Origin of the sequence: Nocardiopsis ansamitocini (genome assembly GCF_030268225.1) — a bacterium.
Classification (GTDB): Bacteria; Actinomycetota; Actinomycetes; order Streptosporangiales; family Streptosporangiaceae; genus Nocardiopsis_D; species Nocardiopsis_D ansamitocini.
On the sequence record NZ_BSQG01000005.1, the window covers coordinates 63,288 to 76,279 of the forward strand.

At 70.2% G+C, this 12,992-nt stretch carries 10 protein-coding genes; 4 read left to right on the plus strand and 6 right to left on the minus strand.

Annotation, left to right across the window (positions count from 1 at the left end):
- The 4 genes from QSJ59_RS15225 to QSJ59_RS15240 form a co-directional block, all read right to left on the minus strand.
- Positions 1–1,518: an aldehyde dehydrogenase family protein gene (locus tag QSJ59_RS15225; RefSeq protein ID WP_285760223.1), complete on the minus strand. Its 1,518-nt coding sequence runs from the start codon at positions 1,516–1,518 to the stop codon at positions 1–3.
- A 61-nt stretch (positions 1,519–1,579) separates the two neighbouring features.
- Complete coding sequence (locus QSJ59_RS15230; RefSeq protein WP_285760224.1) at positions 1,580–2,380, minus strand: ABC transporter permease; 801 nt, start codon at positions 2,378–2,380, stop codon at positions 1,580–1,582.
- The gene (locus tag QSJ59_RS15235; RefSeq protein WP_285760225.1) at positions 2,377–3,225 is read right to left on the minus strand and encodes an ABC transporter ATP-binding protein; all 849 of its coding nucleotides are present in this window, start codon (positions 3,223–3,225) and stop codon (positions 2,377–2,379) included. Before QSJ59_RS15235 ends, QSJ59_RS15230 begins: the two co-directional genes overlap by 4 nt.
- Positions 3,225–4,274 (minus strand): ABC transporter substrate-binding protein, encoded by a 1,050-nt coding sequence (locus QSJ59_RS15240; protein ID WP_285760226.1) that lies wholly within the window; start codon positions 4,272–4,274, stop codon positions 3,225–3,227. The genes QSJ59_RS15235 and QSJ59_RS15240 overlap by 1 nt, the downstream gene beginning before the upstream one ends.
- A 426-nt stretch (positions 4,275–4,700) precedes the next feature.
- Between QSJ59_RS15240 and QSJ59_RS15245 the strand changes: the two genes are divergently transcribed.
- Complete coding sequence (locus QSJ59_RS15245; protein ID WP_285760227.1) at positions 4,701–5,339, plus strand: trimeric intracellular cation channel family protein; 639 nt, start codon at positions 4,701–4,703, stop codon at positions 5,337–5,339.
- Between the two features lie 90 nt (positions 5,340–5,429).
- On the opposite strand, the gene QSJ59_RS15250 is transcribed toward QSJ59_RS15245, so the two are convergent.
- Positions 5,430–7,172: a pyruvate dehydrogenase gene (locus QSJ59_RS15250; RefSeq protein ID WP_285760228.1), complete on the minus strand. Its 1,743-nt coding sequence runs from the start codon at positions 7,170–7,172 to the stop codon at positions 5,430–5,432.
- 437 nt (positions 7,173–7,609) lie between these two features.
- Here QSJ59_RS15250 and QSJ59_RS15255 point away from each other — a divergent pair, with 437 nt between their 5' ends.
- The gene (locus QSJ59_RS15255; RefSeq protein WP_285760229.1) at positions 7,610–8,920 is read left to right on the plus strand and encodes an AI-2E family transporter; all 1,311 of its coding nucleotides are present in this window, start codon (positions 7,610–7,612) and stop codon (positions 8,918–8,920) included.
- Between the two features lie 16 nt (positions 8,921–8,936).
- On the opposite strand, the gene QSJ59_RS15260 is transcribed toward QSJ59_RS15255, so the two are convergent.
- On the minus strand, positions 8,937–10,370 hold the full coding sequence (locus tag QSJ59_RS15260) for a short-chain fatty acyl-CoA regulator family protein (protein WP_285760230.1): 1,434 nt from the start codon (positions 10,368–10,370) through the stop codon (positions 8,937–8,939).
- Between the two features lie 216 nt (positions 10,371–10,586).
- Between QSJ59_RS15260 and QSJ59_RS15265 the strand changes: the two genes are divergently transcribed.
- Together QSJ59_RS15265 and prpB are read left to right on the plus strand one after the other, a co-directional pair.
- Positions 10,587–12,095, plus strand: coding sequence for an MmgE/PrpD family protein (locus tag QSJ59_RS15265; protein WP_285760231.1), 1,509 nt, complete (start codon positions 10,587–10,589; stop codon positions 12,093–12,095).
- Positions 12,096–12,098: 3 nt separating this feature from the next.
- On the plus strand, positions 12,099–12,992 hold the full coding sequence (gene prpB, locus QSJ59_RS15270) for a methylisocitrate lyase (RefSeq protein WP_285760232.1): 894 nt from the start codon (positions 12,099–12,101) through the stop codon (positions 12,990–12,992).

Below are 12,992 nucleotides of genomic sequence, written 5' to 3' on the forward strand. Positions count from 1 at the left end.
TCAGGCGATGGCGAACGGGTCGGGGTGCGGCCCGTAGTCCTGCACAACCGATTTGACCTGGGTGAACTCGCGCATTGCTTCGAGGCCGTTCTCTCGGCCCAAGCCCGACTGCTTGTAGCCGCCGAAGGGCATGCGCCAGTCGATGGCGCGGTAGGTGTTCACCCACACCGTCCCTGCTGCCAGTCCCCTGCTCATGCGGTGGGCGGTGTCGGCCGATGCCGACCACACCCCTGCGGCCAGGCCGTACTCCACGCTGTTGGCGATCTCCAGTGCCTCCTCGGCGGAGCCGAAGACGTGCAGGACGCCCACCGGCCCGAAGACCTCTTCGCTGCACACGGCCATGTCCTCGGTGGTGGCTTCCAGCACCGTGGGCGGGAACCAGTTGCCGCCGGCCAGTTCCGCACCGGGTTCGACGCGCGTGCCGCCGAACAGGGGCTGCGCGCCCCGGGCCAGCGCGTCGTCGACGAAGCCTTCGATGCGCTCCAGTTGGGCGGAGGAGGCCACCGGCCCCAAGTGGGTGCCACCCTCGTAGGGGTCGCCCACCACGATGTGGGCCGCGTGCGCCTTCAGCCGAGCGGTGAACTCGGCTGCGATCGCCTCGTGGACGAGGATGCGCGAGCCCGCCACACAGGTCTGGCCGGTAGCGCTGAACAGTCCCTGGGCCACGGCGATGACGGCGGAGCCGAGGTCGGCGTCGTCCATGACGATGTGGGCGGACTTCCCGCCCGCCTCGCACACGAAGCGCCCCAGCCGCCCGGCCACGACCGCGCCCAGGCGCCGGGCGACCGCGGTGCTGCCGGTGAAGGACACCAGGTCCACCCGTTCATCGGCGGCCAGTGCGGCCCCCTCCTCCGCACCGCCCACGACGACGTTGAGCACGCCCGGTGGCAGGCCGGCTTCCAGGGCCAGTTCGGCCAGGCGGGCGGTGGAGGCTGCCGCGTGCACCGGAGGCTTGACCACGACGCTGTTGCCGACGGCCAGGGCGGGGGCGATCTTCCACGAGCCCAGCGACAGCGCACCGTTGAACGGGGTGATCGCCGCGACGACACCGACGGGCTCCTCGACGACGACGCCGTCGCGGGTGGGCGACAGCGACCGGTAGGACCCGGTGTGGGTCTCGGCCGCCGCGGCGAAGAAGTCGTACCAGCGCTGGAGGACGGTCATCTCCGCGGTGGTGGAACGCAGCGGCTTGCCGTTGGCCAGCGTCTCGTACTCGGCGAGGTCCGCTGCGTCTCGGGCGATCAGCGCACCGAGGCGGCGCAGGACCTCGGCTCGCTGCCAGCCCTGGAGCTGGGCCCAGCCAGAGGTGGCGCGCGCCTGCTCGGCCGCCGCGACCGCGCGGTGGACGGCCGCAGGGCTCACCACCGCCTCGCCCCATACGGCGCCGGTGGCCGGGTCGACGAGGGGGACCGCGGTGCCGTCCTCGTGGTCGGGTTCGCCCGCGATGTGGGAGCGCACCGTGGTCGAGGAGACGCGCTGTTGCGGCGAGCGACGCGGTGCTGTGGTCGGTGTGTTCATGAGAAACCCCGTTTCGGCGACCCGTTCCGGCCCTGACGGGCCGGAACGGGTCGGGTGGATGTCACTTCCAGCGGATGACGAGCCGGCCCAGCAGCTCGACGCCGTAGTAGAGGAGCAGGCCCATGGCGGTCAGAACGACCAGGGCAGCGAAGAGGGTGTCGGTCATGAGGTTGCCCTGGGTGACGATCAGGAGATAGCCCAGGCCGGAGTCGCTGCCGACGAACTCCCCGACGATGGCGCCCACGATCGCGAACGCGATCGCGAGCTGAAGGCCGGTGATGATGAAAGGCAGGGCACTGGGCAGGCGCAGGTAGCGAAAAACCTGCCATTGCGAGGCGCCCATGGAGCGCATGAGGTGCAGGGAACCCTCGCTGACCGAGTTGAGCCCCTGGGTGGCGTTGACGACCACCGGGAAGAACGCCATGACGAAGGCGATGAGCGACGACGTGGTGACGCCGGTGCCGATCCACACCACGAACAGTGGGGCGATGGCGACCTTGGGGATGACCTGGGAGGCAACCAGTACCGGGTAGAGCGCGCGCCCGGCAAGCGGCCAGGCGACCATGACCACAGCCAGCAGGACGCCCACGACCGCGCTGAGCGCGAACCCGACGAGGGTCTCGGCGAGGGTGACCAGGGCATTGCTCCAGAGGAGTCCCCAGTTGTCGACGCCTGCCGTCCAGATGTCGCTGGGTGCGGGCAGCAGGTAGAAGGGCACGTCCAGGACGCGGACGCACACCTGCCAGACGGCGACCAGGCCCACGAGCATGACCAGGGGTGCGAACCCCGGTGCTCCGGCGAGGCGGCGCAGTCCGGTGCGGGGCGCGGTGGCCCGACCGGTCGGCGCGGTGCTGTGGCTCATCGCTGCGTCCCCTCGTGGTGGCCGGCGGGGCGGCGGTCGCGGAGGATGCCGAGGTCCTCGAAGACCTCGGTCACCTGGCCGACGTAGTCGGCGAACCGGGGGGTCTCCCGGACGTGCAGTCCCCGGGGCCGGGGCAGGTCGACGGTGATGTCGGCGACGACCCGGCCGGGGCGGGGCGACATGACCAGGATCCGGTCGGAGAGGAACACCGCCTCGCTGATGGAGTGGGTCACGAAGACGACGGTGGTGTCGCGCTGGGCGGCCATGTCAGCCAGGTCGACGGCCATCTGGTCGCGGGTCATGGCGTCCAGTGCCGCGAAGGGCTCGTCCATCAGCAGCAGCCGGGGGTCGTGCAGGATCGCCCGGCAGATGCCGACGCGCTGGCGCATTCCTCCCGACAGTTCCCGCGGGTACTTGTTCTCGCAAGCCTCCAGTCCCACCTGCGCCAGCAGCTCGCGGGCGCGGTCCCGCATGGCTTTGCGGTCGGCGCGCCGGACATCGGCCTGGAGAAGGATGTTGTCGATGACGGTGCGCCATGGCATGAGCAGGTCTTCCTGGAAGACCATGCCCAGGTCGGGGTGCGGGGCGGTGACGGTGGTGCCGCCGACCTCGATCGTTCCGGAAGTGGGGTGTTCCAGCCCTGCGATGAGGCGCAGCAGGGTGCTCTTTCCGCAGCCGCTGGGGCCCAGCAGGGAGAGGAACTGTCCGCCGGGGACCTCGGTGGTGAGGTCGTGCAGCGCGGTGACCGAGGAGCGCGTGGAGGCGTACACCCGCTCGACACCGCTGATGCCGATCCGGGCTGCCCGCCCCGACGCGGGAGCGGCGGCCTGGCCCGGGGCCGCCATCACTGGCCGTCCGGCAGGAAGTCGTTGGTGTACATGTCGGCGACGGCCGTGTCGCCCTCGACCCCACCGTAGGTCTGCAGGATGTCGATGGTGTCAGCCCAGGCCGACTCGCTGTTGCTGCCCCAGGGGGCGTCGGTGTCGGCGGCGGGGACCAGTTCGAGCCAACCGGAGAGCTGGCTGGTGCAGAAGGACTCGGTCAGGGTTCCGTCGGACTCCGCCGCGAGGACCTCGCACGCCTCTTCCTGGTTCTCCTCTGTGTAGTCCAGGCCCTTGCGATAGGCGCGCAGGAACGCGGTGATCGTCTCTCCGTCGCCGTCGGTGAGGGCGTTCCCGGCGACGAATCCGTGGTCGAGGACGTCGGCCCCGGCGTCGGAATAGAGGAGGGTGCGTGCCTCCTCGCCTGCGTCAGCGATGGCGCTCTGGGCGTAGTATCCCTGGCCGCTGATGGCATCGACCTTGCCGGCGAGCAGGGCTGCGATCTTTCCGTTCGCGGGGAGGTTGACGATGGTGACGTCGTCCTCGGGGATGTCGTTGGCGCTGAGGAAGGCCGGGACGAGGGTGGAGTCCGACCCGCCGGGGGTGCTGCCGATGCGCAGGCCCCGCACGTCGTCGGGTTCCTGGATGGCGGAGTCCTCCAGGACGGTCAGGCCGGTGGCGTTCTTGTGCTGAACGGTGGCCACCGACACCACGGGCAGGCCCGACATCATGGAGGCCGCCGCGGTGGAAAGGTCGACCCAGCCGATGTCGGCCTTTCCGGTGCCAACTGCCAGCACACCGTCCTTGGAGCCCGCGGTGAGCTGCAGTGTCGTGGTGATCCCCTCTTCGTCGAAGAAGCCCTTCTCTTGTGCGATCACCAGCGGCGCGTGGTAGGCCACGTAGCTGTTCCAGTCGAGCGCGACGCGCACTTCCCGGTTCCCGTCGGCGTCGGTGGTCCCTGCGGCGCCGCCCGCGGTGCCGCAGGCGGCCAGTCCCGTGGCGAGCGCCGCTGCGGCCAGTGCGCGCGGCAGTGAACGGCGACAGGGGATGTGGCGTGCGTTGGGTGTGGACATGGCTTCCTCGCAGAGTGTGTGGAGGTGCTTGACGCCTTGGCGATCGTTCAGCGCGGTGCTGCGAGAGATCTATGAAAACGTCTTCATCGAAGAGTAGGGGCGCCTCTCGACAGACGTCAAGAGTTCATCTACCGCCGTCGCGCCGCCTGGGCACTCACCTATAACCCCAGTTGGAGACGGCACCGGGCTCTCCGGCGGGCTTCAGCGGCATCGGACGGCTTTGTGAAGAATCGATTAACGAGGGGCGGAGCGCGCCAGCCCCGCACCGAGCGAACGCGACCGACGGCGCAGCGTGGATCGCGCGGCCCCCACAGCGGTCCCGCCGTACTGCGCGCTGTGGGGACGAACGCGGAAGCGAAGGCGCGGGCCTGCCGCAACCGCCGTGGCGGTGGTCGCCCGGCAGCGGGAATCGTCTACCGTACCTGGGTGTCCACCACCACGATCCTGCTCGTCCTGGACCTCGCCGGGGTGCTCGCGTTCGCCGTGGACGGGGCGCTGGTCGGTATACGGTCCTCGCGCATCGACATCGTCGGAGTGATCACGCTGGGGGTGATCACCGCACTGGGCGGCGGCATCATCCGCGACCTGCTCCTGGGCGCCACCCCCGCCACCTTCCAGGACTGGCGCTACGTCATGACGGCACTGGTCGGCGCGCTGCTGGCCTTCTTCCTGAGCCGCCACCTGGAACGCCTCAGCGGAGCGATCACCTTCCTGGACGCCGCCGGGCTGAGCCTGTTCTGCGTGACGGGTGCGGCCAAGGCACTGGAGTTCGGATTCGGCCCGCTCCAGGCCGCGCTGCTGGGCGCGATCACGGGGGTCGGCGGGGGGACGCTGCGCGACGTGCTGATCAACCGGGTGCCGGCGGTGATGTCGCGGGACAGCACCCTGTACGCGATCCCGGCCCTGACCGGGGCTTGCATCCTGGTGGGAACCGTCACGACACTGGGCGGGTACGGCCCCGTGGGAGCGGTCGCCGGCGCCCTGGTGTGCTTCACCCTGCGCACCGTGGGGCTGCGCTACCGCTGGCGCGCGCCCGCACCGCGCGGCACCGACAACGGGGGATGACCTTCTGGATCGGAGCATCGTCCGCGGCCCGTCCGACGACCGCCGAGCGGTTCCCCGAACGGTCGGGCGCCGTCCGTGCCGCGCGACCGCTCAGGGACGGGGAATGTTGCGCAGGTTGGACCGGGCCATGTCCAGGGCGCGGCCCACCCCGCCGGTGAGGACCGTCTTGGACATCGACAGCGCGAACCCTCCGACCTGCGCACCGGTGATCTTGGGGGGCACCGACAGCGCGTTGGGGTCGGTGACCACGTCCACCAGGAACGGCCCCGGTGTCGCGAACGCTTCTTCCAGTGCCCCGCGCACCTTTGCGGGTTCGGTGACCCGGACGGCGCCGGCCCCGCAGGCGCGGGCGATCGCGGCGAAGTCCGTGGAGACGTTGTCGGTACCGTAGGGCGGCAGCCCCGCCACCATCATCTCCAGCTCCACCATGCTCAGGGAGGAGTTGTTGAAGAGCACCACCTTCACCGGGAGGCGGTGCTGGACCAGGGTGAGGAAGTCGCCCATCAGCATCGCGAACCCGCCGTCGCCCGACATCGCCACGACCTGGCGCTCCCGGTCGACGAGTTGGGCGCCGATCGCGTGCGGCAGGGCATTGGCCATGGAGCCGTGCTTGAACGAACCGATGACGCGGCGCCGGCCGTTGGGGGTGATGTAGCGTGCCGCCCACACGTTGCACATGCCCGTGTCCACGGTGAACACCGTGTCGTCGGCGGCCACCGCGTCCAACTGGTCGGCGACGAACTCGGGGTGGACGGGGACGTGCCGCTCGACGTCACGGGTGTAGGCGTCCACCACCCCTTCCAGGGCTTCGGCGTGCGCGCGCAGCATCCGGTCCAGGAAGCGGCGGTCGGTGCGCTGCTCGATCCGGGGGGTCACCGCCCGCGCGGTGGCACCCACGTCTCCCCACACCGCGAGGTCCAGTCGGGAGCGGCGCCCCAACCGCTCGGGGCGGATGTCCACCTGGGCGACGCGGGCGCGCGTGGGAAGGAACTCCTCGTAGGGGAAGTCCGTGCCGAGCATGAGCAGCAGATCGCATCCGTGCATGGCCTCGTAAGCCGCGCCATAGCCCAGAAGGCCGCTCATCCCGACGTCGTAGGGGTTGCCCCATTGGATGTACTCCTTGCCGCGCAGCGCGTGGGCGACAGGAGCGCACAACCGTTCGGCGAGCGCCACGACCTCGTCGTGTGCGCCGGCGCACCCGGCCCCGCACAGCAGGGTGACCTTGGCGGAGCCGGCGACGAGGTCGGTCAACCGCTCGATGTCGCCCTCACCTGGGCATACCGTGGGCCGCTCGGCGACCATCGAGTGGTTCAGGACGGCCGCGTCCACGGTCTTGTCGGCGACGTCACCGGGCAGCACCACCACGGAGACGCCCTGGAGGCCCACCGCGTTCTGGAGGGCGATCTGCAGGACCCGCGGCATCTGGGCGGGATCGCCGATCATCTCGCAGTAGTGCGAGCACTCGGTGAACAGCCGTTCGGGGTGGGTCTCCTGGAAGAAATCGGTGCCGATCTTGGCACCGGGAATGTGGGAGGCGATGGCCAGCACCGGCGCCATGCTCCGGTGGGCGTCGTAGAGGCCGTTGATGAGGTGCAGGTTTCCCGGTCCGCAACTTCCCGCGCACGCGGTCAGCTTTCCCGACACCTGGGCTTCGGCCGCGGCCGCGAACGCACCGGCCTCCTCGTTGCGCACATGGACCCACTCGATGCCCTTCGTGCGGCGCACGGCGTCGACCACCGGATTGAGGCTGTCCCCGACCACCCCGTAGATCCGCTCGACCCCCGCGTCGACCAGGATGCGAACGAACTGCTCCGCGACACTCTCCTTGGCCATGTGTCCCCCCGGCTCGTCTGCAACGGTGCCGTCCCGACCGCGTGGCGGGAAGCTCGCTTCGGGGAGCACCTGCTGCCCAGGTCGCACCGATCGCACACGTTGGCGGCACGGGGATCGTTCACCGCGGGTGATCGGTTGGGTGCTTCGGGGGCGGCGCCGACCGACGACGCGGGTCTTTTCGGCCACGGGTGCCCCGGATCACAGCAGCCCCCGCACGGGCGACGATCAGACGCTCCGCTCCCGTCTCCGGTGCAAAATCGGGACTCTGCGGCCGTTTTGCGACCGCGACCGGCTCCGGGCAGCGGGTTCTGATCCACAGGGACGCGGACGACACGGGGCGCTCGGGCGGTCCATGATGTTCTCCGACCCGCAGGAAGGGTAGCGTCCGTGCTGTTCGACGTACCCAACAACCCCATTCGCCCGGATAAGGACACGCCGTGTTCGACAATCTGCGGACCGCCCTCGGCCGCACCACCGTCTTCGGCCGCGGGGCCAAGACGGCCCCCCAACCCCCGTCGGGCGAGTCGCCCGAGCCGGCACTGGCCGACGTGCCGGACTCCCCCGAGGCCCCGGCCAGCTCGTCGATGCGCATCGACCAGGCTGCGGGCTTCATCGCCCGCTGGTCCTTCCGCGCGATCGCGATCGCCGCGGCGCTCTACATCGCCGGCTGGCTGATCCAGCAGACGTGGGTGCTGCTGCTGCCGCTCGTCCTGGCGCTGCTGCTGTCCACGATCCTGTGGCCACTGGTGCAGTGGATGCGCCAGGTCCTGCCCTCGGCGTTGGCGGCGCTTGTCTCCATGGTCGGCTTCCTGGCCCTGCTGAGCGGGATCGTGGGGCTGGTCATCCCCCGGGTCGCAGCCGAAGGGGGCGAGCTGATCGACCAGCTCTACGCCTCCATCGACCAACTGCGCGGGTTCCTCAGCGGTCCGCCGTTCAACGTGGACAGCGACCAGGTGACCTCACTGCTCAACCAGGCCCTGGGCCAGCTCCAGGAGCACCAGCAGGCCATCGCGACGGGCGTGCTCACCGGGGTCAGCTCGCTGGGCTCCTTCCTGTTGAACTTCGTCCTGGTGCTGTTTCTGACCTTCTTCATCCTCAAGGACGGCCCGCGCTTCCTGCCCTGGACGCACCGCTGGCTGCCCGCTCGCACCCAGAGGCACATCGACACCCTGGCCACCAGGATCTGGAAGACGCTGACGGGCTTCATCTGGTCCCAGGCCGCGGTTGCCTTCGTGGATGCCCTGCTCATCGGCATCGGCCTGGTGCTCCTGGACATCCCCTTCGCCCTGCCGATCTCGGTGGCGATCTTCTTCGCGTCGTTCATCCCGATCGTCGGCGCCATCGCCACCGGCTTCCTGGCCACCATCGTCGCGCTCATCGACCAGGGCTTCTGGATCGCCCTGGCCGTGCTGGCGATCGTGCTGGTCGTGCAGCAGGTCGAGGGCAACGTGCTCCAGCCGTTCCTGGTGGGACGGACGCTGTCGCTGCACCCGGCAGTGGTCCTGGGTGCGGTCACCGTGGGCGGCACCATCTTCGGCATCGTGGGCGCCTTCCTGGCGGTCCCGGTGGTCGGCACGGTGATCACCGCCTTGCGCTACGCCCGCGAGCAGGGGGTCAACAAGGTGGAGGCGGAGGTGGAATCCGCGGGGAGCACCGCGAGGCGCCCCGGGGAGGAGACCGGTACCGAGCGGCCCGAGTCCGTGATCGTCGCCCCGATCGACGAGGCCACGAACAACGCGCGGGAGTGACGGCGCGGCTCCCCGCTCACCGCTCGGGCCCGCCGGCAACGGGGTAGGGGGACACCGTACTGGTGTTCTCGTTGACCAGCAGCGCGCGTCCCGCAGGAGGGAACGCGCGCTGCGGGCAGGCGGGGCGCTCGCAGACCTTGCACCCCATGCCGATCGGGGTGGCCGCCCGCGGATCGGCCAGGTCCAGTCCGGTGGAGTAGACGAGGCGGTGGGCGTGGCGCAGTTCGCACCCCAACCCCACCGCGAACGTCTTGCCCGCCGCTCCGTACCCGCCGTGGTTGCGCCCCACGGTCCGGGCCACCCAGAAGTAGGAACGTCCGTCGGGCATCTGCGCGATCTGGGTCTGGACGACGCCGGGCGCGGCGAAGGCGGCATAGACGTTCCACAACGGACAGGTGCCGCCCGACCGGGAGAAGTGGAAACCGGTGGCCGACTGCCGTTTGGACATGTTCCCGGCGCGGTCCACCCGCACGAAGGAGAAGGGCACCCCGCGCAGTCGGGGCCGCTGCAACGTGGACAGCCGGTGGCATACCGTCTCGAAGCCCACGTCGAACGCGTCGGCCAGCAGTTCGATGTCGTAGCGCTCGGCCTCGGCCGCTGAGCGGAAGGCGCGGTAGGGCAGGATGAACGCGCCGGCGAAGTAGTTGGCCAACCCGATCCTGGCCAGGCGCACCGCCTGCTCGGTGCGCAGTTGCTCACCGCGCGCGAGTTCGCTGAGCAACGGTCCGTGCTCCAGGAACGCCAACTGCGTGGCGAGTTGGAACGCCTGTTGCCCGGGGCGCAGGTGCGCGGCGAGGGTGATCACCCGGGTGGCGGGATCGTAGGCCCGGTGGCGGGGAGCCGCTGCCCCGGAGCCCCCCGGGGCCCCGATCACGGTGCGCACCCCGTGCAGGCGGTCCAGACGGCGGACGAGGACGTCCCTGGCCTGGCCCGGTGGCGCGTCCTCGTGGATCGCGGCGTCTTCTGCGCGCTCGTCGAGTTCGCCGACGTAGTTCTGGCGTTCGTAGAAGAAGTCGCGCACCTGCTCGTAGGCCATGGGGGTACCGGGAACGGCGACCGCGTCGCGCCCTTCCGCCAGTGCCGCCGCCTGGCCGGCGGCATCGCGGTAGCGGCGGTGCAGCGCGACGAGAGTGCGCGCCACCGAGGGCAGTGCGCTGGCCAGTTCGTCGAGCTCGTCCGGCGTGACCTGCTCCCCTGCGGGTTCCTCGGCCATTACCTCGCGGAGTTCGGCGATGAGCCGGGTGGTGTCGGCCTCTGCGAAGAAGCCGGGTTCCACCCCGAAGACCTCGGTGATGCGCAACAGGACCGGAACGCTCAAGGGCCGTTGATTGTGTTCGATCTGGTTGAGGTAGCTGGCCGATATCCCGAGGTCGCGAGCGAGGTCGGCCTGGGTCAGCGACCGGTCCTGGCGCAGTCTGCGCAGCCGTGCCCCGGCGAAGACCTTGCGCATCCGGTGTCCCTTCCGATCGGCCGTAACGGACCGGGCAAGCGTACCCCGCCGATGTCCGAATTCGTCTTCGCAATCTTCGCAAAACACAGGGGCAAAGTTTGCAGGAATCAGCTCGTTGGCTCCCTCGACCTGCGTTGACTCCTTTGACAAGCTCGGAGTGTCAGCGGCTTGAGCAGGCGAGCCGCACCTTAGCGAACTGATGGGGTAGCGCGAACCATGGTCCACCACATCGTCCGGGTCCACCGCAGTGCCGACGGTCCGGCCAAGGCCGAGCAGCTCGCCCACCGCATCGCAGAGGTGGCAGCCGACCCGGTCGAACTCGACGCCGACGTCATGGAAATGGTCCGCAACCGCATCATCGACAACGCGTCCGTGGCTGCGGCGTCGCTGCACCGCCGACCGGTGCGGGCCGCGCGCGCCCAGGCCACCCGCCACCCCTTCGCACCTGGGGCGACCGTCATGGGCACCCCGCTGTCCACCCGGGTCTCCCCCGAGTGGGCGGCGTGGGCCAACGGGGTGGCGGTGCGCGAACTCGACTACCACGACACCTTTCTCGCCGCCGACTACTCCCACCCCGGCGACAACATCCCCCCGGTCCTCGCGGTCGCCCAGCACGTGGGCTGCACCGGGCGTGACCTGGCGCGCGGAATCGCCACCGGCTACGAAATCCAGGTGTCGCTGGTACGGGGCATCTGCCTGCACGCGCACAAGATCGACCACATCGCACACCTGGGCCCTTCCGCGGCCGCCGGGATCGGCACCCTGCTGAAGCTGCCCGTCGAAACCGTCTACCAGGCCGTCCAGCAGGCATTGCACGTCACCACGACCACCCGGCAGTCGCGCAAGGGCGCGATCTCCAGTTGGAAGGCCTACGCCCCGGCGTTCGCCGGCAAAATGGCGGTGGAGGCGGTGGACCGGGCGATGCGCGGGGAGGGTGCGCCCTCCCCGGCCTACGAGGGCGAGGACGGGTTCATCGCCTGGCTACTGGACGGCCCCGACGCGGAGTACACCGTGGACCTGCCCGCCCGCGGCCACGCCAAGCGCGCCATTTTGGAGACCTACACGAAGGAGCACTCCGCGGAGTACCAGAGCCAGGCGCTCATCGACCTGGCCCGGCGCATGGGTCCCCGCATCGGCGACACCGCCCGCGTGCGCACGATCACCATCCACACCAGCCACCACACCCACTACGTGATCGGCACCGGGTCGGGCGACCCGCAGAAGATGGACCCCTCGGCCAGCCGCGAGACGCTGGACCACTCGATCATGTATATCTTCGCCGTGGCACTCCAGGACGGCGAGTGGCACCACGAGCGCTCCTACACGCCCCGACGCGCGGCCCGCCCCGACACCGTGGAGCTGTGGCACAAGGTGTCCACCGTCGAGGACCCGGCCTGGACCAAGCGCTACCATGCCACCGACCCGGCCGAGAAGGCGTTCGGCGGGCGCGTGGTGGTTGAGCTCGACGACGGCTCGGTGATCGAGGACGAGATCGCGGTGGCCGACGCCCATCCACTGGGTGCCCGTCCCTTCGCCCGGCCCGACTACATCGCCAAGTTCCGCGCGTTGGCCGACGGGGTGGTGTCCCTCGCCGAGCAGGACCGTTTCCTGGATCTGGTGGAACGGCTTCCTGAGCTGACCGCCACCGAGGTGGCCCAGCTCTCCTTCAGCGAGGACCCCGACACCGCGCCGCGGGACCTGCCCGTCTCGAAGGGACTGTTCTAACCCATGCTGCACGCCACCACCGCTCCCCACGAACGCCGCCACGCCCTGCGCGCGGCCCTGGCCTCGGGGCGGCTCCTGCGCTTCCCCGGCGCGTTCAACCCGTTGACCGCGGTGCTGATCCAGGAACTGGGCTTCGACGGCGTCTACATCTCCGGTGCGGCGCTCTCGGCCGACCTCGCGCTCCCCGACATCGGGCTGACCACGCTGACCGAGGTGGCCGGGCGCGGCGCGCAGATCGCGCGGGTCAGCGACCTGCCCACGCTCATCGACGCCGACACCGGATTCGGCGAGCCGATGAACGTGGCGCGCACCGTGCAGTCGATGGAGGACGCCGGGCTGGCCGGCTGCCACCTGGAGGACCAGGTCAATCCCAAACGCTGCGGGCACCTGGACGGCAAGGCCGTGGTGGGGACCGCGGACATGACCCGGCGCATCCGCGCCGCGGTCCGGGCCCGCCGCGATCCGAACTTCCTGATCTGTGCGCGTACCGACGCCCGTGCGGTGGAGGGCCTGGACGCGGCGATCGAGCGCGCCAAGGCGTACGTGGACGCCGGCGCCGACCTGGTCTTCCCCGAGGCGATGCGCGACGCGGGCGAGTTCGCGGCATTCCGCAAGGCCGTGGACGTCCCTCTCCTGGCCAACATGACCGAGTTCGGCAAGAGCGAGCTGCTCAGCGCCGGACAGCTGGAGTCCTTGGGGATGAACATCGTGATCTACCCGGTCACGACGCTGCGGCTGGCGATGGGCGCGGTCGAGGACGGCCTGCGCACCATCCGCGACACCGGTAGCCAGGAGAGCGTGGTGGAGCGCATGCAGACCCGGGCCCGGCTCTACGAGCTGCTGGACTACCCCGCTTACAACGCCTTCGACGGCGACGTCTACAACTTCACGATCTGA